22 protein-coding genes, 1 tRNA gene and 1 pseudogene are annotated in these 24501 nt (G+C 72.2%); 10 read left to right on the forward strand and 14 right to left on the reverse strand.

The annotated features are described in order from the left end of the window. The first annotated feature begins 77 nt into the window (after positions 1–77). Together G6R24_RS03815 and G6R24_RS03820 are read left to right on the forward strand one after the other, a co-directional pair. Entirely contained in the window at positions 78–599 is a 522-nt protein-coding gene (locus G6R24_RS03815; protein ID WP_175084882.1) for a phage holin family protein, read from the forward strand. A gap of 40 nt (positions 600–639) precedes the next feature. Next, positions 640–1554, forward strand: coding sequence for an alpha/beta fold hydrolase (locus G6R24_RS03820; protein ID WP_163547782.1), 915 nt, complete (start codon positions 640–642; stop codon positions 1552–1554). Between the two features lie 18 nt (positions 1555–1572). On the opposite strand, the gene G6R24_RS03825 is transcribed toward G6R24_RS03820, so the two are convergent. The 4 genes from G6R24_RS03825 to nth are packed head-to-tail and all read right to left on the reverse strand — an operon-like array spanning position 1573 to position 4721. Further along, complete coding sequence (locus G6R24_RS03825) at positions 1573–2757, reverse strand: MarP family serine protease (protein WP_163547783.1); 1185 nt, start codon at positions 2755–2757, stop codon at positions 1573–1575. A 19-nt stretch (positions 2758–2776) separates the two neighbouring features. Beyond that, complete coding sequence (locus tag G6R24_RS03830) at positions 2777–3187, reverse strand: plastocyanin/azurin family copper-binding protein (RefSeq protein ID WP_175084883.1); 411 nt, start codon at positions 3185–3187, stop codon at positions 2777–2779. Beyond that, positions 3184–3990 (reverse strand): NUDIX hydrolase, encoded by an 807-nt coding sequence (locus tag G6R24_RS03835; protein WP_163547784.1) that lies wholly within the window; start codon positions 3988–3990, stop codon positions 3184–3186. The genes G6R24_RS03830 and G6R24_RS03835 overlap by 4 nt, the downstream gene beginning before the upstream one ends. Further along, positions 3987–4721 carry an endonuclease III gene (gene nth / locus G6R24_RS03840; RefSeq protein WP_163547785.1) on the reverse strand — a complete coding sequence of 245 codons (735 nt, stop codon included), beginning with the start codon at positions 4719–4721 and terminating at the stop codon, positions 3987–3989. The genes G6R24_RS03835 and nth overlap by 4 nt, the downstream gene beginning before the upstream one ends. A gap of 140 nt (positions 4722–4861) precedes the next feature. Here nth and G6R24_RS03845 point away from each other — a divergent pair, with 140 nt between their 5' ends. The 3 genes and pseudogenes from G6R24_RS03845 (at position 4862) to G6R24_RS24365 (ending at position 6306) form a co-directional block, all read left to right on the forward strand. Next, complete coding sequence (locus G6R24_RS03845) at positions 4862–5098, forward strand: hypothetical protein (RefSeq protein WP_163547786.1); 237 nt, start codon at positions 4862–4864, stop codon at positions 5096–5098. A gap of 506 nt (positions 5099–5604) precedes the next feature. Further along, positions 5605–5895 (forward strand): annotated as a pseudogene (locus G6R24_RS24360) (cyclic nucleotide-binding domain-containing protein); the annotation flags it as partial. Positions 5896–5979: 84 nt separating this feature from the next. Continuing rightward, positions 5980–6306, forward strand: coding sequence for a Crp/Fnr family transcriptional regulator (locus G6R24_RS24365; RefSeq protein ID WP_276511389.1), 327 nt, complete (start codon positions 5980–5982; stop codon positions 6304–6306). A 225-nt stretch (positions 6307–6531) separates the two neighbouring features. Here the strand turns inward: G6R24_RS24365 and G6R24_RS03855 are convergent, their stop codons facing one another. The 4 genes from G6R24_RS03855 to G6R24_RS03870 all read right to left on the reverse strand — a co-directional run bounded on the left by G6R24_RS03855 (position 6532) and on the right by G6R24_RS03870 (position 12316). Continuing rightward, entirely contained in the window at positions 6532–10212 is a 3681-nt protein-coding gene (locus G6R24_RS03855) for an AAA family ATPase (protein ID WP_163547788.1), read from the reverse strand. A 484-nt stretch (positions 10213–10696) separates the two neighbouring features. Beyond that, the gene (locus tag G6R24_RS03860; RefSeq protein WP_225438092.1) at positions 10697–11482 is read right to left on the reverse strand and encodes an MBL fold metallo-hydrolase; all 786 of its coding nucleotides are present in this window, start codon (positions 11480–11482) and stop codon (positions 10697–10699) included. Positions 11483–11687: 205 nt separating this feature from the next. Beyond that, positions 11688–12146: a RidA family protein gene (locus G6R24_RS03865; RefSeq protein WP_163547789.1), complete on the reverse strand. Its 459-nt coding sequence runs from the start codon at positions 12144–12146 to the stop codon at positions 11688–11690. Positions 12147–12148: 2 nt separating this feature from the next. Next, complete coding sequence (locus tag G6R24_RS03870) at positions 12149–12316, reverse strand: Sp36 family protein (protein ID WP_163547815.1); 168 nt, start codon at positions 12314–12316, stop codon at positions 12149–12151. Positions 12317–12494: 178 nt separating this feature from the next. Between G6R24_RS03870 and bagA the strand changes: the two genes are divergently transcribed. Both bagA and bagB read left to right on the forward strand, forming a co-directional pair. Continuing rightward, entirely contained in the window at positions 12495–13499 is a 1005-nt protein-coding gene (bagA, locus tag G6R24_RS03875) for an ATPase BagA (protein WP_192029091.1), read from the forward strand. Between the two features lie 4 nt (positions 13500–13503). Further along, complete coding sequence (gene bagB, locus G6R24_RS03880) at positions 13504–14904, forward strand: ArsA family ATPase (RefSeq protein ID WP_338084404.1); 1401 nt, start codon at positions 13504–13506, stop codon at positions 14902–14904. A gap of 103 nt (positions 14905–15007) precedes the next feature. Here bagB and G6R24_RS03885 read toward each other — a convergent pair whose 3' ends face one another. Next, positions 15008–15361: a WhiB family transcriptional regulator gene (locus tag G6R24_RS03885; protein WP_163547791.1), complete on the reverse strand. Its 354-nt coding sequence runs from the start codon at positions 15359–15361 to the stop codon at positions 15008–15010. Between the two features lie 553 nt (positions 15362–15914). On the opposite strand from G6R24_RS03885, the gene G6R24_RS03890 reads away from it, so the two are divergent. Then, a complete protein-coding gene (locus G6R24_RS03890; RefSeq protein WP_163547792.1) occupies positions 15915–18503 on the forward strand; it encodes a penicillin-binding protein in 2589 nt (862 codons plus the stop codon). A 30-nt stretch (positions 18504–18533) separates the two neighbouring features. Here the strand turns inward: G6R24_RS03890 and G6R24_RS03895 are convergent, their stop codons facing one another. Then, a complete protein-coding gene (locus G6R24_RS03895; RefSeq protein ID WP_263864008.1) occupies positions 18534–18983 on the reverse strand; it encodes a GatB/YqeY domain-containing protein in 450 nt (149 codons plus the stop codon). A gap of 283 nt (positions 18984–19266) precedes the next feature. Between G6R24_RS03895 and G6R24_RS03900 the strand changes: the two genes are divergently transcribed. Both G6R24_RS03900 and G6R24_RS03905 read left to right on the forward strand, forming a co-directional pair. Continuing rightward, complete coding sequence (locus G6R24_RS03900; RefSeq protein ID WP_225438089.1) at positions 19267–20178, forward strand: metallophosphoesterase; 912 nt, start codon at positions 19267–19269, stop codon at positions 20176–20178. 62 nt (positions 20179–20240) lie between these two features. After that, positions 20241–20314 (forward strand) — tRNA-Pro (locus tag G6R24_RS03905). 59 nt (positions 20315–20373) lie between these two features. Here G6R24_RS03905 and G6R24_RS03910 read toward each other — a convergent pair. The 4 genes from G6R24_RS03910 to G6R24_RS03925 form a co-directional block, all read right to left on the reverse strand. Next, positions 20374–21558, reverse strand: a complete 1185-nt coding sequence (locus G6R24_RS03910; RefSeq protein WP_163547795.1) for a tyrosine-type recombinase/integrase — start codon at positions 21556–21558, stop codon at positions 20374–20376. Beyond that, complete coding sequence (locus tag G6R24_RS24370; RefSeq protein WP_338083960.1) at positions 21555–22241, reverse strand: excisionase family DNA-binding protein; 687 nt, start codon at positions 22239–22241, stop codon at positions 21555–21557. Before G6R24_RS24370 ends, G6R24_RS03910 begins: the two co-directional genes overlap by 4 nt. 136 nt (positions 22242–22377) lie before the next feature. Further along, entirely contained in the window at positions 22378–24216 is a 1839-nt protein-coding gene (locus G6R24_RS03920) for a hypothetical protein (protein WP_175084886.1), read from the reverse strand. After that, positions 24213–24452 carry a hypothetical protein gene (locus G6R24_RS03925; RefSeq protein ID WP_163547797.1) on the reverse strand — a complete coding sequence of 80 codons (240 nt, stop codon included), beginning with the start codon at positions 24450–24452 and terminating at the stop codon, positions 24213–24215. Before G6R24_RS03925 ends, G6R24_RS03920 begins: the two co-directional genes overlap by 4 nt. Positions 24453–24501: the final 49 nt, after the last annotated feature.

Below are 24501 nucleotides of genomic sequence, written 5' to 3' on the forward strand. Positions count from 1 at the left end.
GGGGCCGGTCGGCCGTGGCATCCGGGCCGTTCGGGTGGCGCGGTGGCGGGCCACACCGAGGTGAGGGAGGACCAGGGGTGTCGTCGACTAGTGCCGGCAGGACCAGGGAGGGCCGGGAGCCCTCGTTGGGTGAGCTGGTGGCCCTGGCCACCCGGGACGTCTCACTGCTCGTCCGGCAGGAGATCGACCTGGCCAAGGCCGAACTCACCCGGCAGGCCACCTCGGCCGCGCTGGGGATCGGCGCCCTGGCGGTGGCCGGCGGGCTCGGGCTGTGCGCGCTGATCGCCGTCACGATCTTCCTCGGTGAGCTGTTCACCTGGGCCGGTCTGGAACGGTACTGGTCCTACCTGATCACCGCCCTGCTGTACCTGGTCGTGGCGGGCATCCTCGCGTTGTTCGCGGTGACCAGATTCCGCCGGCTGTCCCCGCCCGAACGGACCATCCAGACCGTCAAGGACGACATCGCGTTTCTGCGTCGGCCCACCGGCGCACCGAAGCCCGCGGGCCCCGCGCCCGCCACGGCCTCGTGGTCGCACGACCCGGCGACCCCTCAGGCGTCCCCGACACACGGCCAGCCCGCGGTACTGGACGGCCGGTAGCCGTCCGGGCCCGGCCACCGATCTGCCATCCTGGCAGGCGATGGAGGACAGCGTTCCAGAGCCAGCCAGTGTCCTGATCGACGGGCCGTGGCAGCACCGTGACGTGTCCGCCAACGGGACCCGCCTGCATGTCGCCGAGCAGGGCCGTGGCCCGCTGGTCCTGCTCCTGCACGGATATCCGCAGTTCTGGTGGTCGTGGCGGCATCAGCTGGTGGCACTGGCCGACGCGGGGTACCGGGTCGTCGCCCCCGATCTGCGCGGTTATGGCGCAAGCGACAAACCGCCCCGCGGCTATGACGCGTTCACCCTGGCCGACGACGTGGCCGGGTTGATCCGCGCCCTCGGGGAGCGCGACGCGGCCGTCGTCGGTCACGACTGGGGCGGTCTGCTCGGCTGGACGCTGGCGGCCCGCCATCCCGCCGCGGTGCGTCGCCTGGCGGTGCTGGCGATGGCCCATCCGTTGCGGCTGCGGCACGAGATCGCCGCCGATCCACGTGGGCAGGGCGCGGCCAGCCGGCACCTGTTCGGCTACCAGCTGCCCTGGCGCCCGGAGCGGATGCTCGTCGCCGCCGACGCCGCCCACGTGGCGACGCTACTGCGGACCTGGGGCGGCCCGGGCTACCCGGACGCCGAGGCCGAACGGCGCTACCGCTCGGCGATGCGCATCCCCGGGGTCGCCCACAGCGCGCTGGAGTACCACCGCTGGGTGTTCCGCTCCCTGTTCCGCCCGGACGGCATCCGGTTCACGGCCGCGCTGCGCCACTCGTCGCGGATCGACACCCTGCAGATCCACGGCGCGCTGGACCGCGCCCAGCTACCGACGACCGCCCAGGGCTCCGGGCGTTACGTCAGCGGCACCTACACCTGGCGGCTGTACGACGACGTGGGGCACTTCCCGCACGAGGAGGCGCCGGCGGCGGTCAACGCCGAGCTGTTGCGCTGGCTGGACGCCTGAACGCCGCTCAGGTGCCGCTCAGGCACAGCCCTGGGTGCTGACGGGGGTGGTGGCCACACCGCCCGCGGTCGCGGCGGAGGCGACCTCGGTGGCGCTGAGCACGTAGCCGGTGTCGGAGTCGCCGATGGCGGCGGCGAACACCACGCCGAGCACCGAGCCGTCCAACGCCAGCAGCGGACCGCCGGAGTTACCGGGCAGGACCTGTCCGCGCACCGAGTAGATGTCGCGCACCACCGAGCCGTGCTCGTAGATGTTCGCCGCCCGGGCCCGCTGGTGTACCCGGACCCGCGCGGCGACCGTGGTGTACGGGCCGTCCTCGGGGTAGCCGGCGATCACCGCCGGTTCCTCCGCGCCGGCCGCCGGTGAGGTGCGCAACCGCAACGGTGGACGGGTCAGGTCGGGCACGCTCAGCACCGCAATGTCACGGTCGGGATCGAACAGGACGACCTGGGCGGGAAGCACACCGCCGGCGAGCACGATCGTCGGTTGGCGCACACCGGCGACCACATGGGCGTTGGTCATCACCCGTTGCGGGGCGAACACGAAACCGGACCCCTCGACCCGCTCGTTGCAGGACCGGGCCACCCCGCGGATCTTCACGATGCTGGCCGCCGCGTCGCGCACACCGGTCGCGGCGGTCGTCGCCGGGTCCGGCGGGGAGGCGGAGATGATCCGTTCGCCGCTCAGGCCGGAGAAGACCTCCGGGAAGCCCTTGCTGTCGGCGATCTGGCGCAGGTCCGCGAACGTCTGACGGACCCCGCCGGGCATCTCGCCGTCCACGGCGGCAAGGACACGGGAGTCCTGCACCGAGCGGGCGAGCGAGGTGAACGGCGAGCGCTGGACGGCGGTGGCGAGCAGCCAGGCGACCAGCAGCACCGACAGGCCGGACAGGACCGCCCCGGCGGCCGCGTCCACGGTTCGACCGGGACGCCAGGTCAGCCTGTCCCGCGCGGCGGCGCCCAGGGCGGTGCCGGCGACCTGCCCGACCATGGCGAGCCCGAGCACCACGAGCAGGCCGATGAGCGCGCCGTGCTCGCGCTGGCCGATCGCCTCGGTGAACGGTTTCGCGATCTTCGTGCCCAGTACGCCGCCGCCGAGGAAGCCGACGAACGACAGCAGACCGACCAGAAAGCCCTGCCGGTAGCCGGAGATCGCGAACAGGACGATGAGCAGCAGCAGGGCAAGGTCGAGCAGGTTGGGCACGCGGCTCCCCCGACCCGGCTCAGGTGATCTTCAGTGTTGCCGTCATGTTGGCATGGATGGTACAGACGATCTGATAGCTGCCCGGCTCCGTCACCGTGAAGGTGACACTCTGTGAGTTTCCGGCCGACACGATCCGGGTGAACGCGCCGTTGACGCGCGGGATGACGAAGTTGTGCGGCGCCGATCCCGCGGGCACCGAGAAGTCCACCCTGATCTTCCCGGGCTTCGCCACCAGCTCGCTGGCCGAGAAGGTCATCGACGGCAGGCCGGACACCGCGAACACCTGGACGCCGCCCGGCCCCGGCTGGGCGGCGAGGGTCGGTCCCTGCGAGGCGCTCGGCCCGCCCTTGCCACCGCAGCCGGCCAGGCCGAGCGCCGCGACCAGCAGCAGCGTCAGCAGTGCCGGCGCCGTGCGCCAGACCTTCGTCACGTCGGGTCTCTCTCCGGTCGGACCCCGTCGGCGTCCACCGCGGTGGTGGCCTCCGCCGTGGCGATGGCATCCGCGGGGTCAGGGCCGCGGGGCGGGAAAGGAAGATCGACGGCCTCGGCGGGCGTCCAGGGACGCTCGAAGCCGCCGAGCCTGAGCAGAACGTCGAGGATGCCCGCGGTGAATCCCCAGACCAGCAGGCCGTGGACCCGAAACGCGGGGGTGGTCCGCCCGCTGGGGGTGCGCACGTGCAGCCGGTTCGCCGGATCGGTGAGCTCGGCCAGCGGCACCCGGGAGACGAAGGACGTCTCGGCCAGATCGACCGGTGCCACCTCGCACGGCGTACGCCACCAGGCGATGGTGATCGACACCAGGTAGTGGCTGGCCCACAGGTAGTGCGGCGAGGTCGTGGTGAGCACCTGCACACCCGCCGGTTCGACCCCGACCTCCTCAGCGGCCTCACGAAGCGCCGTCTCGGCGCGGCTGGTGTCGGTCTCGTCCGCCGCACCGCCGGGGAAGGCCGGCTGGCTGGCGTGACGACGCAGGCCGGCGGAACGCTCGATCAGCAGCACGTCGGGTCCCTGCGGGCCCTCGCCGAACAGGACGAGCACAGCCGCCGGGCGAGCCCCGGCCGACTCCTGCTCGCGCCAACTGAGCTCACCGCGGCGCAGCGCCTCGTCCGCCCCGGCGGCGAGCGCACGCAGCCAGCCCGGAACCTCGGCCCCGCCGGCCTCGGTCCGCTCCTGGCCCTCGGTCCGCTCTTGGCCCTCGGTCCTGGTCCCGCTCCCGTCGGCCTCCGCGGTCATCGCAGGGCCTCGACGTCACCGCGGGTGCCGCGCACCAGCCGGGCGGCGAGCTCCGGCTCGATCGGACCGGTCCCGTACGACGGGCACAGCCGGGCGAGCCCGCACACCCCACAGGCCGGCCGGCGGGCGTGGCAGTAGCGCCGGCCGTGAAAGATCATGCGGTCGGAGGCGATCGTGTGGTCCCGCCGCTCGAACAGCGGTGCGAGATCGGCCTCGACCCGGACGGGATCGTCCTGCTCGGTCAGACCGAACCGGCGTGCGAGCCGCCCGACATGCGTGTCGACGGTGATGCCCGGGATGTCGAAGGCGTGCCCGAGCACCACGTGGGCCGTCTTGCGGCCGACGCCCGGCAGGGTGACCAGTTCCGCGAGTGAGCGGGGAACCTCGCCGCCGAAGCGCTCGGTGAGCGCCGAGCCGATACCGATCAGCGAGTTCGTCTTGGCCCGGAAGAACCCGGTCGGGCGCAGCAGCTCCTCGAGCTCGGCCCGGTCGGCGCCGGCGTAGTCCGCCGCGCCGCGGTAGCGCGCGAACACCGCGGGTGTGACCTCGTTGACCTTCTTGTCCGTGCACTGGGCGGACAGGACGGTGGCGACCAGGAGCTCGAGCGGGTTGTCGAAATCCAGCGCGATCCGTGCGTCGGGATGGATCTCACCCAGCAGTCGCACGATCCGTCGTGCCCGCCGAGTGCGCGCGAGCGGCGTCTCGGTCGCGGCGTCGACGGTGGCGAGCATGCCTGGCAGCGTATCCGGCGCGTCGATCCGCCGGACGATCGCCGGGTTCCCACCAGTCCGTCACACCATCGGCACGCCACGCGCGACACGTCCACCCCCTTGCTGGCCCGGGCACGTCCGTCAGCCACCATGGGGGAGTCATGTTTGTCATTGCTGCGGTCTGCTTTCCACTCCTGCTGCTCGCGCTGCTGCTGGCGATGGAACGGGTGGAACGCCCGTTGAACGCCGCCGACACCGGCAAAGGGCTCGAGGGCTTCCTCGACAACGCCCGACCGGAGGAGGTCGACACCCTCATGAACCAGGGTCTGCCCGCCGCACTCGAGCGGTATCGCGGCCGGCTGCGCCGGCCACCCCCCGGCAAGCACCGCGCGCTCTGATGGTCAGCCCTATCACAGATTGTCCCGTTTTGTCGGGGGTGCCGGATCGGGTGTGGGCTAGCTGACGCATGAGATGTGCGCCGCTGTCCGTCCCCGAACCGGTCCGCACCTGCCTGGTGCCGACGACCGGACGTCCGCGCAGGTGGCGGGTTCGCCCGGGCGACCGTGGGTCCGGCGACCGGGCGACCCGCCTGACACCGATGGGCCGTGCCCGCCGGGCTGGGGGTCGTCGACCGGGTGGCCCAACGGCCACAGGGGGTCCATGGGCCCTGGCCGGACCGGGACGATAGGCCCGGACGGGACCGGCCCGTTCGGGCGCCGACCGGCGCGGACCTGCTCGTGACGGTCCGCTCGGGCAGTCGATCGGCCCGGACGTGTCATCCAACAGTGCCTGATCAGGTGCGGATTCTCGCGATCAGCACACGAGTGGTCGCAGTACGTTCACCCTCGCCGGTTAATTTTGGTCGCGGGGGTCCCTGCCCGTGCCCTCCAACCTCAGTCCTGGCATGCTCAGATCCGTGGAGGATCTGCTAGCCCGCGTGCCGCTGTTCGTGGGGCTGTCCGAGCAGGATCGACTAGCCCTGTCAGACCATCTTGATCGGCAGGACGTCACCCGTGGGGATGTCCTGTTCCGTGAGGGAGACGTGGGTGACCGGGTCTTTGTCGTTCTGTCCGGAAAAGTGAAGATAGGGCGCCAGTCCGCGGACGGCAGGGAGAACCTGCTGTCCGTGATGGGTCCAGGAGACCTGTTTGGCGAGCTTTCCCTGTTCGATCCAGGCCCCCGAACGGCCACTGCTACCGCTGTCACTGATGCGTCGCTACTGTCGTTGGAACACACCGCGCTACGGCCCTGGTTGCGATCGCGCCCGGAGGCCGGCGCCATGCTGTTGCGGGTCCTGGCCCGCCGGCTGCGGCGGACCAACGACAGCGTGGCCGACATGGTGTTCACCGACGTGCCCGGCCGAGTCGCCAAAGCGCTGCTCGACCTGGCCGAACGGTTCGGTGAACCGGCCCAGCCCGGGAACGAGGCGGCTGGTGTCCGCGTCGAACACGGGCTGACCCAGGAGGAGCTCGCGCAGCTGGTCGGGGCGTCCCGGGAGACCGTGAACAAGGCACTCGCCGACTTCGCGACCCGTGGCTGGCTCCGGCTCGACTCACGTGCCGTCGTCCTGCTCGACCGTGAACGGTTGTCCCGCCGCGCCCGCTGACCGCTGTCGCGGATGTGCCCGGTCATCGTCCCGACATGCTCGCCGGAGTTGACGTGAGCATGCCGGGACGGTCGACGTGCCACCGTGCCCGGGGGCGGGTCGCCGGCCTGGCCGTGGCCTGTGGCCTGGCCGCCTGGGGTGCCGGGGACGGGTAGCCGCCCGCGGCCCCGGACCGTGGGCCCGCGCCCACCGCACCACAGCCGGAAACGTTCATGGGTAGCGCGCCTAGCCCGGGGTGCCGGCGAACGCGTCGCCGGAGGCGTTGCCGGCGGGTGCCGGGGCGCCGGCGGCGGAGCCGTCATCGCCATCCGCCGGGTTCGTCGACGGTGGCGTATCCGTGCCGCCACCACTCGGAGGTAGGCCGGCGAGCAACCGCCGGGTCTGCGGTGCCTCGCTGACCGCGTCGGTCGCGGTGGCCGCGGCCAGGGCGCGCAGGTAGGCGGCTCGTCCACCCTCCAGGTCGCCGCTGGCGACCAGCGCGGTCCCCAGCGCCCGGTAGCCCAGCACCTGGGCGCGGACGTCCTCGGCGTCGACCGCGACCGCGCGCCGGGCGACCTGAAGGCCCGCCTCGGGCTGCCCCGCGTCCAGCAAAATGCCGGCCAGGTGGGCGTAGGCCTGGCGACGGGGGAACAGCAACGTCCCCGGCTCGCTGGCGGCCAGCGCCTCCTGGAGCAGGTCCCGGGCCGAGTCGAGGCGACCCCGTGCCCGCGCGATCTGGGCGACGAGCACCTTGGCGCCCAGTTGTGCGTGCGGTCGAAGGTCGAGATGTTCCAGGTCGCGCAGTGCCGCCTCGGCCGCCTCCGCCGCCCGGTCGATCTCTCCGGCGTCGAGCAGCGTGAGCCCGAGCAGCACCCGCGCCAGCGCCCCGACAACCACATGGCCGCGTTCCGCCGCCTGGTCACAGGCCTGCTCCAGGTAGCGCGCCCCACGGGCCGGTTCGCCCGCGCCACGGGCGGCCAGGCCCCGGGCGACGAGCACCAGCATCGAGCCCCAGGTGTCCGCGCAGGACTCGAACAGTTCGGCGGCGCGGGTCGCGTCCGCCTCGGCGACGGCGAGGTCACCCAGTTCGGCGGCGGCGATGCCGTCGATCGTCAGGCAGACCGCCATCCCCCACTGCTCGCCGACCGAACCGGCGAGTTCGATGAGTTCCCGAGCGAGGTCGCGGGCCCGGGTGAGCTGGCCCGAGAGCAGCAGCACGAGTGCCTCGGTGCCGCGGCACCAGCCCAGACCGCCGGTGTCCTCGAGGCGTTCGAAGACGGTGGAGGCGTCCCGCAGTGTCCGTTCGGCCCGCGGGTAGTCGCCGCGGGTGGTGGCACTCCAGGCCAGATGCTGTAACGCCCAGCCGACTCCGCGCGGATCGTCGACCCGCTGGGCGATCGCGAGCGCCTCGCGGTAACGCTCCTCGGCGGCCCCGATCCGTCCGGCGTTGTACTCCAGCATGCCCAGCCGACGCAGGACGGCGGCGATGGCCCGTTCGTCCCCGGCCTCGTGGGCCGATTCCAACGCGGTGAGCAGACACTGGGCGGCCTCGTCCGCCCGTCCCTGTTTCTGGCGTAGTTCACCGAGCACGGAGAAAGCGGCGGCGCGGCGGGCCGGGGCGACCGCACGCAGCGCCGGGCGCAACGTCCGCTCGGCCTCGTCGAGCTGACGCAGCGCGACGAGCGCCTCGGCGTGCAGCACCCGGACGGTGTTGTCCTCGCGCTGATCGACCAGGTCACGGCCCAGTCGGCGGGCGTTGGCGAGCAGCTCGGCCGCGGTCCGGTGGTCGTCGCGGGCGAGCGCCGCACGGGCGAGCCGGACATGCGCGTGGAAACCGGACATCCGCGCGGCCCAGGCCGGATCGCTCGGCGGCAGACTCATGGACGCGGCCAGGTCGAACGCCCGCAACGAGTGGTTGGCCACGAACGTCGACACCGACCGGGAGGTACCGATCATCGCGGTTACCCCCCAGCGGGCCGCCGTCGCGTGCCGGCGGGCTCGTTCGACCTTCGGCAGCCCCGCGTAGGCGACGTCGCGGGCCATCGGATGGACGAACCGCCACCGGGCCTCGTGTGCCCGCGGCGGCCGGACGAGCTGACGCTCGGTCAACACCGCCAGCGCCCGGGTCACCTCGTCGGCGGGCCGTTCCTCGACCATCGGCAGCGCCTCGGCGGGGAACCGCCGCCCGAGCACCGCCGCCGCCCGCAGCACCGCCTTGGCGCTCGGGTCGAGATCGTCGATGCGAGCCGCGAGCACGGACTGGACCCCGGCGGGCAGCGGGCTGTCGGCCAACGCCCCGTCCAGGACGAGTTCGGCGTGCACATGATCGTCGGTGCGTTCGGACGGGTGCAGCAGGCGCCGGTCGATCAGCAGGTTGAGCAGCTCCACCAGGAAGAACGGATTGCCGTGGACCCGGGCGAGCAGATCGTCTCGGGTGCGCGGCTCCAGCGTGCGGCCACCCAGATGGTTGGTGAGCAACTGCCCGGACGCCTCGGCCCCCAACGGGGCGAGATCGATGCGGTGCACGTGCGGCAGGGTGGCCAGCCGCGGCCCCGCCCGGTCGACCAGGACCAGCAGCACCGGCCCGGCGAGCCGGGACGCGAGCCGGCTGATCGCGTCGGAGAGCTGGCTGGTCGCCCACTCCAGGTCGTCGATCACGACCAGGACCGGACCCGTGCGCGCCTGGGCGCTGAGCAGCAGCGCGACGGCCTGCACCGTCGCCTCCACGGTGCGCTCCTCGGCCTCCTCGACGTGCGAGGCGCGGGCCGCCGGGTCACCGGGAGTGGCCACGGGCCCGCCGGTGGAGCGGCGGTCCAGCGGAACCCCGAGCAGCAGCAGCAACCGATCGGCGATGCCGGCGGGCAGCCGGGCACCGGTCAGGGGATGGGCGAGCCCGGCCACCATCGCACGCACCCGGTCGGCCACCCGGTCGAGGGAGTCACCGTCGGTGATGCGGCAGGCGTTGCGCACGACGTCGACCAGCGGCGCCAGCCCGCGCCCGTCCCCGTGGCGCACCGTGCGCCCCCACAGCACCATCGTGCGCGGGGTCGCCGCCGCCCGGTCGGACAGTTCGCTGGCCAGCCGGGTCTTGCCGATGCCGGCCTCGCCGACCAGCAGCGCCACCTGCGGCGACTGTCGCGCGACGACCTCGTCGAACAGGGCCTGCAGATGGCCGAGCTCGGCGTCACGGCCAAGGAACGGCGCGTCGTCGGCGAGACCCGGACGTTCGACGTTGGACGGGCGCAGGCTGATCAGCTCGTAGGCGGGCACCGGCTCCCGTTTGCCCTTGAGCGCGAGATCGGGCAGCTCACGCCAGCTGGCCACGGTACGGGTCGCGCTGGCCGTCTCCCGCCCGGCGTACACCGTGCCGATCGAGGCCGCGGCGGACAGCCGGGCGGCGGTGTTCACCGTGTCCCCGATGACCGTGTAGGACAGCGCCGCCTGTACCCCGGCGAGCACCTCCCCGGTGTTGATGCCCACCCGCAGACCGAGGCGGCCCTCGGCGCTGTCACCGGCGGTGTCCTGCACCAGTCGGCGGACGGTCTCCTGCATCGCCGCCGCGGCCCGCACGGCCCGCTCCGGATCATCCTCGTGGGCGGTCGGCGCGCCGAAGACGGCCATGATCCCGTCCCCGGTCAGGTTGTCGACCCGACCGCCGACCTCGTCGATCTCGTGGGCGAGCGCGGCGAGGACCCGGTCGGTCATCTCACCGACCCGCTCGGGGTCGCGGTCCTCCGCCCAACTGGTGAAATCGGAGAGATCACCGAAGAGCACCGTGACCACGCGGCGTTCGGGGACATCCAGCGTCGCCGCCTCGACCGAGGCGAACTCGAGCCCGCAGTGGTAGCAGAACCGCCCGCCCGGGACGGCGGCCGACCCGCAGCGTGGGCACTGCGACGGTCCGGTCAGCGGCGCGGAGATCACCATATCGCCGTCCCGGTGGGTGGGAACACGGGCTTCTGCGGCTGTGCTGGCACCTTCATCATCGGACCTTCCGCGGTGTCGGACCGCACCGGAGCCGGGCGGGTACGGCCAGGTGGGCGATGCCCGCCGCGCTCCGGGTGCGGGCCCCGGGCCGGTCGCGTGACGTCGTCATCCTGCGCACGAGCGGCTCCCTCCAGCGTCAAGTTTAGTGGCCTGCGTCTCGTTTACCCGTCGGCGCGGGGTCGGATGCCCGACTGTGGTCGCATATGTTCGGGCCGGTCGGGCGGACGGCCGGGGGGTGCGGGGGCGCCCAGGGGTGCCCCCGGGAGGCCCGGGCGGGCCAGCCACGCGCAGGTGATTTCCGCCCCGTCGGCACCGGATCGTCGGGCCCGAAGCGGACGGTCGGCCAACCCGGCGCACCTCGCCAGGTCAGCCGGTAAGCTGCCCCGCCGCGGACCCAGACGCCGCTTCGATCCCGATGGCCCGTTCAGGGGAGAGTGGGATGGTCCCGAAGGTAGGCGAGCTGCGCCCGCACGGATAACTCGGCGGCCAGCCACAACGCCCGGTCGGTGTCGGTGTAGACCCGACGGACCACCTCGGCCGCGTCCGCCCGCTCCGGCTCGACCCCCATCGCGGCCAGCGCCGCCCGGACCTGCTCGAGGCGTGCGTGCCGATGGGCCAGGTAGTGCCGCGCGGCGGCGCCGGCGGCGGGCAGTTCCGGGCCGTGCCCGGGCAGCACCGTCGTCTCGCCGAGCTCCCGCAGCAGCCGCAGGCTCTCGAGGTAGTCGCCAAGCCGGCCGTCCGGATGGGCCACGACCGTGCTGCCCCGGCCGAGAATCGTGTCTCCGGTGAGCACCGCCGGGTCGGTGTCCGCACCGGTCAGCAGGAACGACAGCGAGTCGGCGGTGTGCCCGGGGGTGGGCAGGACGCGCAGCTCGAAGCCGGGCCGGGCCACCATGTCCCCGGCGGCGAGGCCCTCGTCGCCGAGCCGGTGCGCGGGATCAAGCGCCCGCACCGGTGCGCCCGTACGCCGGTGCAGCGCGGCCGCACCAGCACTGTGATCAGAGTGACCGTGAGTGAGCAGAATCAGCGCGATGGGCCCGGCGGCGGCGATCGCGTCGAGATGTTCGGGCAGGTCCGGCCCCGGGTCGACCACGACGGCGCCGGTGTGCCCGGGCGCCCGCAGCAGCCAGGTGTTGGTCCCGTCCAGGGTCATCGGACCCGGATTGGGCGCCAGCAGGACGGCCGCCAGCGGTGTCACCTGCCGTGGCACCCCGGCGACCGACCCCTGATCACCGGACGTCCCGCCGTCGGACGCCCCGCCATCGGAGGTCCCCCGGCCGGGGGCGCCCACCGCCGACGACACGCGATCGCGGGCCGGGCCATCGCAGGGCTCACCCGCCCGCGACGATCGGTTGATCGGCACACCATGGGACGGCACACCATGGGACACAGCGCTGATGTTAGTGCGTCAGCCCTCAGACGCGGGCGATGATCTCGATCTCCACCGGGGCGCCGAGCGGCAACGCGGCGACGCCGACGGCCGAGCGGGCATGCCGACCGGCATCCCCGAAGACCTCGACGAACAACTCGCTGGCGCCGTTGACCACCCCAGGTTGGGCGGTGAACCCGGCGGAGCTGGCCACGAAGCCGACGACCTTGACGATCCGGCGGATGGCGTCCAGCCCGCCGGCCTCGGCCGCGACGGCGGCCAGTGCGAGCAGAGCCGCGATCCGCGCGAGCTCGGCGGCGCGCGGCGCGGTGACCTCGGCACCCACCAGACCGGCCTCGACCAGCCGGCCGTCGACCAGGGGGAGCTGCCCGGCGCTCCAGATGAGATCACCGTCGCGCACCGCCGGGACGTACGCGCCGGCCGGGGTCGCCACCGCGGGCAGGCTGAGGCCAAGGCTGGCCAGGCGCTCGCTCGGGGTCGTCACCGCTAGCCCTGGGACCTGGGCCGCTTGAAGTAGGCGACGAGCCCCTCGGGGTTGGTGGGAGCGGGAATCACCTGGACCAGCTCCCAGCCGTCCTCACCGAACGTGTCGAGGATCTGCTTGGTGTTGTGGATCAACAACGGGGCTGTGAAGTACTCCCACTTCGTCTGCATGCCACCGGACCCTAGAGCATCCGCCATCCGGCTCTCGGCTGGCTCGGCCCACGCGTACGGACGGTCACACCGGCATGGGTGATACGGCCCGGCTGGCGTGGCGGTGGTCGTCGGCCCGGGTACGGTCGAGCGTGTGAGCGGCAGGCGTGGCGCGGGCGACGACGACCCAGGCGACGAGGTGTTCGTGGACGACGAGGGCGGTCCGTGGGAGCGCCGGCTGCACATCGTCACCGGCAAGGGCGGGACGGGCAAGACGACGGTCGCCGGCGCGCTCGCCGTCGCCCTGGCCACCGGCGGGCGGCGGGTCCTGCTCACCGAGGTGGAGGGCCGCCAGCAGATCGCGCAGCTGTTCGACACCCCACCGTTGCCGTACAAGGAACGCAAGGTGGCCAGCGCCCCCGGCGGCGGCGAGGTGTTCGCCCTCGCGATCGACGCGGACGAGGCGCTGCTGGAGTACCTGGAGATGTTCTACAACCTGCGCAGCGCCGGACGGGTGCTCGGCCGGCTCGGCGCGGTCGACTTCGCCACCACGGTCGCCCCCGGCGTGCGCGACGTCCTGCTCACCGGCAAGGTCAAGGAGGCGGTGAACCGCCCCGACGGCACCCGTCCCGGTGGGTTGGCCTACGACGCGGTCGTGCTCGACGCCCCGCCGACCGGCCGGATCGCCCGGTTCCTCGGGGTCACCGCGGAGGTCGCGGGCCTGGCCAAGGTGGGGCCGATCCGCGCCCAGGCGGACAGTGTGATGGCGGTGCTGCGGCCCGACCGGGCGGCCGTGCACCTGGTGACCCTGCTCGAGGAGATGCCCGTCCAGGAGACCGTGGATGGCGTCACCGAACTCACCGCGGCCGGGCTGCCGATCGGCGGGATCATCATCAACATGGCGCGTTCGCCGTTGTTGAAGGCCCGGGAGTCCCGGCAGGCCCGCCGCGGCGAACTCGACCGGGAGGAGATCGTGGCCGCCGTCAAGGAAGCCGGCCTGGAACCGACCCGCGAGCTGGTCGAGTCGCTGGTCTGGGAGACCACCCAGCATGCCGACCGGGTGGCGCTGGAGGCGGCCCAACGGGCGGAGATCCTCGCGCTCGGTCGCCCCGTGTACGAGATGCCCCTGGAGGCGGACGGGGTCGACCTCGGCACCGTCTACCGGTTCGCCGAGCTCCTGCGCGCCCAGCAGATGGTGGGCTGAGCCGGTGACCGACAACGCGGGATCGTCCGCGGCGGAGCAACCGCAGCCCCGTCGCCCCAGCCGTCCACGAACCGCCAAACCCGGCCCCGCCACCGCCAAGCCCGGCCCCGCGGCCAAGCCCAGCGCGGCCAAGCCCAGCGCAGCCAAGCCCAGCGCAGCCAAGCCCACCGCAGCCAAGCCCACCGCAGCCAAGCCCACCGCGGCAAGGACCGCCACGGAGGCGACGGAGACCGAGCCGGCGCTCACCGAGCGGGCGCGACGAATCCGTCCACAACCGGTCGGGGTGCCGCTGTTCGAGGTGGACGAGATGCTCGACACCGAGCGGATCGTCGTGTGCTGCGGCTCCGGCGGGGTGGGCAAGACCACCACGGCGGCGGCGCTCGCGTTGCGGGCGGCCGAACGTGGGCGCAGCGTGGTCGTGCTCACCATCGACCCGGCCCGCCGCCTGGCCCAGTCGCTCGGCCTCACCACGCTGGACAACACCCCGCGGGAGGTCGCCGGCATCGACGAGTCCGCCGGTGGGCGGCTCGACGCGATGATGCTGGACATGAAACGGACGTTCGACGAGATCGTCCTGGCGCACAGTTCGCCCGAGCGGGCCCAGGCCCTGCTCGACAACCCCTTCTACCAGACGTTGTCGTCCTCCTTCGCCGGAACGCAGGAGTACATGGCGATGGAGAAACTCGGCCAGCTCGACGCGAGCGACGAGTGGGATCTGATCGTCGTCGACACCCCGCCGACCCGGTCGGCGCTGGACTTCCTGGACGCGCCGACCCGGCTCGGCACGTTCCTCGACGGCCGTCTGCTACGCGTTCTGCTGGCCCCGGCGAAGGCCGGCGGCCGCGCGTACGCGAAGGTGCTCGGCGCGGGTATCGGGATGTTCACCCGGGTGCTGACGAAGGTGCTCGGCGCGCAGCTGCTCACCGATCTGAGCGTGTTCGTCACCGCGCTCGAGACGATGTTCGGCGGTTTCCGCGCCCGGGCCGACCAGACCTACCGTCTGCTCGGCGAACAGGGCACGTCGTTCGTGGTGGTCGCCGCGCCCGAGGCGGCGGCGCTGCGGGAGGCGTCCTACTTCGTCGACCGGCTCGACGCCGACGGTATGCCGCTGGCCGGGCTGGTGGTCAACCGGACACATCACAGCGATGCCGGGACGCTCACCGCCGAACGCAGCCTCGCCGCCGCCGAGAACCTCGACGAACACGGGGAGCATCCGTTGGCGGCCGCGGTCCTGCGCATCCATGCGGAGCGGGCGCGGCTGGCCGACCGGGAGGCGCGGCTACGGGAGCGGTTCACCAGCGCTCATCCGGACACCCCGCTGGTCGAGGTGGAGGCGCTGGCGGAGGACGTGCACGATCTCGACGGCCTGCGGGAGATCGGCTGCGCTCTCGCGCGGGTGGAGTAGCGCGGTAGCGCGGTAACGGCGGTGCTGGTCCGGGCCGGGACGTCGTTGTCCTCGGACGGAACCGGGAAGCGGATGGCGTTGGGCCAGGCGGAGCGACCCGAAGCTACCCGGCGGAGGCTGACCGGTGGTCGGCCTGGGCGTCCGCAAGCAGCTTGCGCCAGGACGTGACGTCCGGACGGCGACGAAGCAGCGCGCGGCGCTCTCGTTCGGTCATACCGCCCCAGACACCGAACTCGACGTGGTTGTCGAGGGCGTCGGCGAGGCACTCGGTGCGGACGGCGCAGCCGAAGCACCGGGTCTTCACCCGGTTCTGGGCGGCGCCCTGGACGAACAGCTCATCCGGGTCGAGGTCGCGACAGGCGGCGTGCGCCGTCCAGTCGCCGTCGACGGTGGAGCCCACCAGGGGGTTCGGGTTGGCACGAAGGGGACTGACGGCGGGGGCCAGGCTTCTGGTCATGCCACCTGCCTTTCTTCTCGAGGCCGGGTCAGGGGTCCCGTGCGGGTGGTGACGTGGCGTTGACCCGAAACCGTACGGAGTGGCGTGGCCACGGCCCAGACCCCACACGGATGGTTGTCCAAATGACTAGTCCGGGCCATTGATCCGGATCGCTACAGTAGTGCGTTCTGTGGCAGCCAGATGTCCGTTGCGTGACAGACCGATGCCGGCACCGCGCGGAGGGTGCGTTCGCCATCCGGTCCTGCCTGGCCGGAAACACGACTCGGCCCACGCGCCCGCCTCGGGCTGATCATCCGGGGGGAACCCCGTCGGACGGCCCACCGGATCTGGTTGATGTGGATGTCGTCACTCTGGTCCCGGGCGCGCCTTGGTGGCCCCGGCGAGCCCCGACTGTCAGGAGTGCGCCTGCCCAGGTCAGGGCGATTTGGGCAGCTCCACCGGGATGCTCCTCCATAGTTGTACCGGTCTGTGGGTACCCGTCGGGCGTTGTTGATCAGATGTTGGCCCGTATGCTGCGACTGGTGTCCCGGTCTGGCTGGACGGAGGTCCGCCGATGAGCACGCCCCCCGGGCCCCCGGCGCCCGACGGGCCCGCACGGCGGCTTTACCGTCCCGGTTTCGGGGCCGACGGCCCGCTGGCCGGGCGTCGTCGTCCGGTGTTCTGGGCCCGCCGCCTGTCCGGCGTGGGTCTGCTGAGCGTGCTCTGCGGCGTCCTCGTCGGCATGCTGGCGCTGCCCGTGGTCGGCGCGGTCGGACTGACCGCCAAGCACAGCGCCGACGACTTCCTCGACCTGCCGGAGAACCTGGTGGTGCCGCCGCTGGCGCAGGCCTCCCGCATCCTGGACGCCCGCGGCAACCTGGTCGCCGTGCTCTCCGGCGAGCAGGACCGTGAGGTCGTCTCGCTCGGCCGGGTGCCCCAGGTGATGCGCCGGGCCATCGTCGACATCGAGGACTCGCGCTTCTACGAACACGACGGGCTCGACTACAAGGGCCTGGCCCGCGCCTACCTGACCAACCGGGAGAACGGCTCGGTGACCCAGGGCGGGTCCACCCTGACCCAGCAGTACGTCAAGAACGTCCTGCTGATGTCGGCCACCACCGACGCGCAGCGCCGCGCCGCCACCGAGCAGACGGTGCACCGCAAGCTGCGGGAGGCCCGCTACGCGCTCTACCTGGAAGCGCACCTGAGCAAGGACGAGATCCTCGAGCGCTACCTCAACATCGCCTATTTCGGGGACGGCGCCTACGGTATCGAGGTGGCCGCGCGGCACTACTTCAACGTGGACGTCGAGAAGCTCACCCTGGCCCAGGCGGCGCTGCTCGCCGGCCTGGTGAAGAACCCGACCGCCTACAATCCGGTGCTGCATCCGCAGGCCGCCGTGGCGCGGCGCAACATCGTTCTCGACCGGATGCGCGAGCTGCACCACATCAGCGACGCGGAGTTCCACGCGGCCCACGACAGCCCGCTGGTACTCGACCGTCCGGCCCGCTCGGCCGACCCGTGCGCCGACTCCGGCGCCCCGTTCTTCTGCGCCCTGGTGCGCCAGCAGCTGCTGAACGACCGGACCTTCGCCCCGACCGAGGAGGACGCCCGCAGGCTGCTGTTCGAGGGCGGCCTGACCATCACCACCACGCTGGAGCCGGTCGCCCAGCAGGCGGCGCAGTCAGCGGCGACCGAGGTCATCCCGGTCGGCAACCGGGTCGCGGCCGGCGTCGTGACGATGCAGCCCGGCACCGGCCAGGTGCTGGCCGTCGCCGAGAACCGGGAGTACGGCCCCACCGCCGACGGGCTGGTGTCGAGCCTTTCCACCGACTTCGTGCACACGAAAGAGGTCTATCCGGTCGACGAGGACTCGTTCAGTCCCGGATCGACCTTCAAGGTGTTCACCCTCATCTCCGCGCTCAAGGCCGGAATGCCCCTCTCGACGACGCTGCACGCGCCGATCTGCTACCAGTCGAAGGTGTTTCCGAACCCGCAGCCGAAGAACATGTACTGCAACGCCGACCCCAGCGAGGACGGCTTCTACTCGCTGACCACGGCGACGTGGAACTCGGTCAACACCTACTACATCCAGCTCGCCGAGAAGCTCGGCGTGCTGCGCACCGCGCAGATCGCCCGGGACATGGGCGTCACGTCGTGCCGTATCCGTCCGCATGGCAACAGTGATCCCGAGTGCAAGGGGGTCGACGGCATCAGCTCGGCCGACGGCTCGGCGATCCTCGGCTCCAACGAGATCAGCACCCTCGACCTCGCGACCGCCTACTCCACCCTCGCCGCCCGTGGCCGCAAGTGCGCGCCGCGCACCGTCACCGCCATCAGCCAGCGGATCGGTGGCGCCGACCGGCCGCTGCCGTTCAACGCCGGGGCACCCTGCGAGCAGGTCCTCGACCCGAAGATCGCCGACACGGTCAGCTCGGTGCTCGAAGGTGTCATCAGCCACGGCACCGCCAGTGGCAACGCCCAGATCGGCCGGCCGGCCGCCGGCAAGACCGGTACCGCCGAGGGCTTCAGCACCGCCTCGTTCGCCGGCTACATCCCGCAGTTGGCCACCGCGGTCACCCTCGCCGACCCGCGTGGTCCGACCTCCCACCCACTGACCGGCGTGTTCGGCCGCAACGTGTTCGGCGGTGGCTACCCGGCCCAGATCTGGGCCCGCACGATGACCCGAACCATCGACGGTCTCGGTCTCCCGGTGGCGCCACTGCCGCCCGAGGACGGCACCCAGCCGCAGGTACCCACCAAGCCGGTGCCCAACGTCGTCGGCCAACCGCAGGCGGCGGCCGAACAGATCCTCGTCCAGCAGGGCTTCCACGTGTCCGCGCAACCCGTCGTCTGGCCTGGCCAGCCGGGAATCGTGGTGGCCACGACGCCGCCGGCCGGCAGCGTCGTGGCCCTGAACACCGAGATCCGCCTGGCCATCTCCGGCGGCCTGACCGGCGCCCCCGTCCTGCCCGGCGGCTCCCCGCCCGGCGGCATCGGACTCGGCGGCGGTCAGCCGGCCGCGGTCACCCCGGCGGCCGGGGACAACGGCCTGGCCGCCATCCTGGCGCAGCTGTTCCCCCGGACCCCGCTCGGGGCCCGCACCTTCGCCAACACCGCCGAACCGGCGCTGAGCCCCGAGCGGCGAGCCCGCCGCCCCTGATCGCGGCGGGCCCCGGCCGGCCAGGGGAGATCAGGTGTTGGCGAGGCGGGCCTTCACCAGCGCGGCGACCCGGCCGCCCGCGGCCCGGCCGTCGACGGCGGTCTGCACCGCCTTCATGACGGGGCCGATGGCCCGCGGCCCGCTCAGGCCCAGCTCGCCGAGGACCCGGTCGATGATCGCGGTCAGTTCGTCGTCGCCGAGCTCCTGGGGCAGGTAGGCGGCGAGCACCTCACCCTCGGCGCGTTCCCGTTCGGCGGCCTCGCCGCGCCCGGCGGCGGCGAAGGCATCGGCGGCCTCGCGGCGCTTCTTCACCTCGCGGGTCAGTACCCGCAGGACCTCCGCGTCGTCGAGGGCGCGGGCCGTGTCGCCGGCGACCTCGACCTCCTTCACGGCGGTGAGGGTGAGGCGCAGGGTGGCCGTCCGCAGTGCGTCGCGGGACTTCATCGCGGACGTCAGATCGCCACGCAGCCGCTGCTGCAGCGATCCCGGTTCGGTGCGCTGGCCTGGCTCCGGGGGGGGGTACTCATAGTGCGCCCAGCCTATGGGGCGCACCGGTGGCCTGGTCAGCTCCGACCACACGACGACGACGGCGGTCTCGGATCGGCGACCTCGGCGAGGCCCACCGGCCGCCGCGGCGAGCGGGATGAGACGGTGGAACGCCGCCGGCCACCCCCGGGCATAGCCCGAAGGTGCCAGGCGGGCATGGATCCGCGCGATGGCGGGGGTCCCCGAATGTGTGCTCCCCCGGGAAGGTCTGGTCTGGATGCGTGGTGTGCCGATGGGCGTGGGAGTGGGCGTGACCGCGGGCATGGGCGTGGGCGTGCTGGCCTACGGTGCGCTGGTCGAGCGCACGGCGTACACGCTGCGTCGGGTGTCGGTTCCGGTGCTGGCGCCGGGCGCGCCCGCGCTGCGGGTGCTGCACCTGTCGGATCTGCGGGTCACGGTCGGTCAGCGCGGCAAGCTGGCGTGGCTGGGCGATCTCGCCCGGCTCGTCCCCGATCTGGTCGTGCTGACCGGGAACCTGGTGGGCGCGGACGAGGCCTGTGATCCGCTGCTGGCCGCGTTGGAACCGTTGTTCTCCTTCTCGGGCTGCTTCGTGCCCGGGACCCACGACCACCGTGCGCCCACACCGGGTGGCCCGCGCGGCCGCCCGGGCGGTGGCACCCCGGCCGAGCCGCGGGGCCGCGGGCTGGACTGGCCGACGCTGGCCGCGAAGCTCGTCACGGCCAGCGGATGGCGGGATCTGACCAACACCCGGGCGGTAGCCGATGTCGGCGGGCTGCGGCTGGACCTGCGCGGTGTGGACGACGCCGGACTGCGCCGCGATCGCCTGGACGCGGTGGCGGGCCCACCCCGGGCGGGCACCGACCTGGCGATCGGGCTGTCGCACACCCCGCGGCCGCGGGTCCTCGACGCGTTCGCGGCCGATGGTGTGCGGCTCGTGCTGTCCGGCCACACTCTTGGGGGGCAGATCCGCCTGCCGGGGATCGGTGCCCCGATGGCCAGCGCCGGCCTGGCGCGGTCCCGGGTCCGGGGGCTGTCCCGGCAGGTCAGCGGTGGCATCGAGAGCTGGCTGCATGTCTCGCCGGGCCTGGGGACCTCGCCGTTCGCGCCGATCCGCCTGGGCTGTCGGCCGGAGGCGACGCTGCTGGGGCTGGTTCCGCGGGCGATCTGACGAATCGGGACGGCCCGACCCGTCGCGAGCCCCGTCGCGTCGGGTATGCTTCTGTTCGGTCGCGGGGTGTGGCGCAGCTTGGTAGCGCGCTTCGTTCGGGACGAAGAGGTCGTGGGTTCGAATCCCGCCACCCCGACCCAGGTCAGGGGCATGATCCGAAACAGGGATCATGCCCCTGAGTGTCTAACTGGGTGACTAAGGCCTCAAGGGCGCGGACGGAAAGATCCGATCCATGGCCGTTGTCCCTTGATCGATCACCGGCCGAATCTGCTTCCGGTAGACGGCTTCGGTGACGGCCGTCCCGCTGTGGCCAACCAGGCGCGAGATCTGCTCCAACGGCACACCGTCGTCCGAGAGCAGGGACACGAAGCTGTGCCGCAACTCCCGCGGCGTCCACTCCTTCGCCACGAGGCCAGCCTTGGCGGCTACCCGCCGGAAGGCCCGTCGGACGTTCGCAGCGTCCAGCGCCGTGCCGGCCGCCGAGGCGAAGACGAGTGAGACCGCCTCGTCCCGCTGCTTGCGGTGAAGGGTCAGTGCGTCCACGCACCGCTGCGGCAGCGCGAGCGTCCGCCGCGACTTCCTCGTCTTCGTGTCACCGTGCGTGCGCACTGATCGCCACACCATGATGTGCGGCGGGATCGGCGGAGTGGCGTCCGGTTTCCCGTCGATGTCGACGTGATCCCAGGTGAGGGCACGCAGTTCCTCGGTGCGAGCGCCCAGCAGCAAGGACAGAACGATGTAGGCGTACATCGACGTCCCCTCGGCAGCGGTGAGCAAGGCTTCGGCCTGGTCGAGCGTGAGCGCCTTGGATGGGCGTCCTGGCTGCCCCTTCGGGAGCCCCGCCAACAGCACGACGTTGCGCTTGACCTTGTCGCGAGCCTGAGCGCGGGAGACGGCGCGGCGCAAGATCGCCCGAATGTCTCGCAGCGTGCGCGTGCTCAGGCTTCGCGACTTCTCGGCGAGCCACCGGTCGACGTCGTCCGCCGAGAGTTCCCGGAGCTTCCTGGCACCGAGCGCCGGGATCACGTGCTCGTTGGCGAGGATCGTCAAGGTGGTGATCGTGTTCGGGTCGCGGCCGATCAGTCCGAACTCGAGCCAGTCGGCCACGGCCTGCTTGACGGTGTAGTTGTGTGGCGCGATCGCAAAGCCGTCTTCGTGGTCTCGGAGGATCTCCTTCAGCTTGTCCTTCGCGGCCGTCTTCGTCCTGCCGCTGGCCTTCTTGACGATCCGTCGCCCAGATGGGGTGTATCCGACGGTGACCGATGCGATCCACCGCTGACGCTGCTCATCCCAGTGCAGGCCGCCGTCGCCACGGCTCCGGCGCTTGGCCTTGTCGGCGGATCGGCCCTGAGGCTTCTCCCTCGGGCTGGCTTCGGTCATCGGGCGGCCTCGGCTTCCTGCTCCAGGAGGGCGATGTAGTCACCGATGGCGTCGGCCGGGATGAGACGAGTGCGGCCCTGCTTGACGGAGCGGAGCCGGCCGCTACGAAGAAGCCTGTAGATGATGCTCCTGCTCATAGAGAGCCTCTCCATGGCTTCCGGGATGCGGTACAGACGCATGTCGAGAGTCGTAGCGGCTACTGCTGGGAGAGCGCTGGAGAGACCACGCTGTCGCTGTTTTGCAGCGTTGGCGGATAGGTCACGATCGTGATGCCTCGTTCCATGTTCGATCGAGATGACGGGGCGCGGTCCCGGCGGGTTGCTTGGCGGCTGGTCGCCGGGGCCGCTTTGGCTGTGCGGCCGGGGGTTGGTGTGGTGGCCGGGGGTGGTCGCGCTGTCAGCGGCACCGCGCTGGTCGTGGCGGGAAGGCCAACCACCCTCGTGTCCTCCGGCGCCCGCTGTGACTGCCGGTGACCAGCGGTCGGCGGGGTTTTTTCTTTTTTCGGGGTGGGTTTCGCGCGCAGGGGGTTTGACCCTCCGCACCCTCCGCAGATCGCCGTTGTCGGGCCTGTGAGCTGGTCGGATAGGTGCGGAGGGTGGGTGTGAGGAACCCTCCGCAGGGCACTCGCACCCTCGGCAACCCTCGGCACGGGTCTGGGTCTGCGGAGGGTGCACCCTCGGCATTGCGGAGGGTGGTGCGGCCAACCCTCGGCAAGGAAAAGCACTGCGGGACAGGGGCTTTCAAGGGTTTGCGGAGGGTGCGGAGGGTGGTTGGCCTTGGTGGTGCATGGGGGGTGAGAAATAAGAAGGGTCCGGCCGGTCATCGGGTGGCGTCCCGGGTTTCGACGTACCAGAGTCGGGCGCCGGTGTGACCGTCTGTGTCGGCGCGCAGGGTGTGGGTGCGGTACCAGCGGCCGACGTGGCCTCCGAGTCGTTTCCCGAGCTGGGTGGCGGTCGGCAGGTGCCGGCCGTTGAGCAGGGCGTCGGGGATCGCGCCGTCCCACGGGTCGGAGCCGTCGGGGTTGTACTCGAAGCTGGAGCGCAGGGCGGCGGAGGTGACGGTCTGGGTGCCGTACTTGCGTTCCCAGCGGGCGAGGAAGGCGTGCCACATGGCGGCCTGGTCGTCCATCTCGCGGACGTCGGCGGCGTTGTCGAGGAAGCCGGGCAGGCCGTGGTGGGTGACGAAGCCGCCGGCGGCCTGGGCCCAGGGGCTGAACTGGCGCATCAGGTGTGCGGTGCGGGGTGCGCCGGCCGATACCCAGTCGGCGACCAGGACGAGCAGGTTCCACTGCACCGTCTGGCGGTTTTTGGCGACGGTCAGCCAGGTTTGGAGGTTGGGGATTTGGAACGAGCTGTCGGGGCGGGCCTCGGGGTTGGGCATGTTCGGGTCGAGGCGGACGACGACGGTCCGGCTGGCCATGTCCCCACCGAGACGCAGGTTGTTGCCGGTGACGGCCCACAGCCGGTCGTTGGCGTGCTTCTCCGACTTCGACGAGCCCAGGACCCGGTCGGACCATTCGGTGCCGGTGATCAGTCCGGCGAGGGTTGCGGAGGCGATTTCGGTGCCTTCGGCGATGTTGTCCCAGCAGATCAGCGGCTCGGGGCGGCGCAGGGCGGCGAGGATCGCCTTGCGGAGTTCTTCCTCTCCGCCGGGCCAGGGGTTTTGCTGCTTGCCGTAGATCGAGCCGACCATGTCAACGAGCAGGGACTTGCCGGAGCTGGCGGTGGTGGCGGTGGCGACCCAGAACGGGGTGAGCGCGCGCAGGTAGGGCCGCAGGATCGGTGAGATCAGGATCGCCAGGTAGTTCGCTTTGTCGGCGGGGGCGACCCAGGGGAAGTCGTGTAGAACCGTCTCCAGGAACCGTTTCGCTGCGGTCACCTGCTCGGGTGCCGGCCGGTCCGGCACGGTCGGCAGGGGGACCTTGGGGGCGAAGTACAGGCCGGTGTCCGGGTCGTAGCCGGGGGTTTGGAGCAGGGAGCCGTCGGGGCGCAGGACGGGTGACCCGACGATGCCGCGCAGGGTGCGGATGCCGGGCCAGTGCCGTTTGGAGAGCACGGAGGTCAGGACGCGGTCAGCGGGCACGTGTTCCTCTTCGACGACGTCGCCGGACGGGTCGGTCACCCGGCGGTAGGCGTAGGCCTCGTGCGCGAGCAGGTGCGCGAACGCGGGGGCGGTCAGGGGTGCGGAGACGAGTGGGAGCGGGTCGTCCGCGGTGGTGCTGATGTCGCCGGAGATGGGGGCGATGTGGACGATCTGTCCGCCGGTGACGTACAGGTCGGTGAACGCTCCGGCGTCGAGTGCCGCGGTGAGGTTGCGGATGGCGGCCGGGGCGCCGGTGACGTCGATGTCGGGCTGGTCGCGCACGAGGCGGGGCCGGCGTGCGGCGGCGTCCTTGGCGGCCTGGCGGGCGGCGGCGATACCGGCTTTGTGGGCGGTGTCGAACGCACCTTTGGTGAGGAGCTTCGGTGTGGTGGCGGCCAGGGCGTCACGGTGCTCGGCGACCACCATCGGGTCCGCGCCGTGGCGGCCCAGGGCGTAGGCGTGTTCCCGGACGGTCTTGGCGCGGGCCAGCTCGTCGGTCTCGGCAGCGGCGGCGGCCAGGATGACGGTGATGTCCCGCTCCACGGGCGGGCCTGGGGCCTCGGGGAGGGCGCTCACCGGTCCTCCAGGCTGGTGCGGGGACGGCGCATCCCGGCTTGCATGCCGGAGGTGACGGTGCGTGCGCTGGAGCTGTGTTTCCCGCCGCGGGCGGGATCGTCGAGACCAGCGACCACGGCGGCGTCGGTGAGCGTCTGGCGGACGTCGTGCTCGTCGAGCAGGCCCCCGGCGACCAGGCGGCCCATCTTGTAGGCGGCGAAGTTGAGCGCGTCGTTGCGGCCGGATTCCGCCGACATCGCGGCGATGTCCGCGGCCAGTCCGGCCAGGGCGGCAGCCGCCCACCGC

Source organism: Candidatus Frankia nodulisporulans, assembly GCF_902806475.1.
GTDB lineage: Bacteria > Actinomycetota > Actinomycetes > Frankiales > Frankiaceae > Frankia > Frankia umida.

Bases quoted from the DNA above. Each gene is read 5' to 3' on its own strand.
- G6R24_RS03820 (WP_163547782.1), top strand. From the start codon at position 640: ATGGAGGACAGCGTTCCAGAGCCAGCCAGTGTCCTGATCGACGGGCCG.
- G6R24_RS03835 (WP_163547784.1), bottom strand. From the start codon at position 3,990: ATGACCGCGGAGGCCGACGGGAGCGGGACCAGGACCGAGGGCCAAGAG.
- nth (WP_163547785.1), bottom strand. From the start codon at position 4,721: ATGCTCGCCACCGTCGACGCCGCGACCGAGACGCCGCTCGCGCGCACT.
- G6R24_RS03845 (WP_163547786.1), top strand. From the start codon at position 4,862: ATGTTTGTCATTGCTGCGGTCTGCTTTCCACTCCTGCTGCTCGCGCTG.
- G6R24_RS24365 (WP_276511389.1), top strand. From the start codon at position 5,980: ATGCTGTTGCGGGTCCTGGCCCGCCGGCTGCGGCGGACCAACGACAGC.
- G6R24_RS03855 (WP_163547788.1), bottom strand. From the start codon at position 10,212: ATGGTGATCTCCGCGCCGCTGACCGGACCGTCGCAGTGCCCACGCTGC.
- G6R24_RS03870 (WP_163547815.1), bottom strand. From the start codon at position 12,316: ATGCAGACGAAGTGGGAGTACTTCACAGCCCCGTTGTTGATCCACAAC.
- G6R24_RS03885 (WP_163547791.1), bottom strand. From the start codon at position 15,361: ATGACCAGAAGCCTGGCCCCCGCCGTCAGTCCCCTTCGTGCCAACCCG.
- G6R24_RS03890 (WP_163547792.1), top strand. From the start codon at position 15,915: ATGAGCACGCCCCCCGGGCCCCCGGCGCCCGACGGGCCCGCACGGCGG.
- G6R24_RS03900 (WP_225438089.1), top strand. From the start codon at position 19,267: ATGCGTGGTGTGCCGATGGGCGTGGGAGTGGGCGTGACCGCGGGCATG.
- G6R24_RS03910 (WP_163547795.1), bottom strand. From the start codon at position 21,558: ATGACCGAAGCCAGCCCGAGGGAGAAGCCTCAGGGCCGATCCGCCGAC.
- G6R24_RS24370 (WP_338083960.1), bottom strand. From the start codon at position 22,241: ATGCCGAGGGTGCACCCTCCGCAGACCCAGACCCGTGCCGAGGGTTGC.
- G6R24_RS03925 (WP_163547797.1), bottom strand. From the start codon at position 24,452: ATGTCGGCGGAATCCGGCCGCAACGACGCGCTCAACTTCGCCGCCTAC.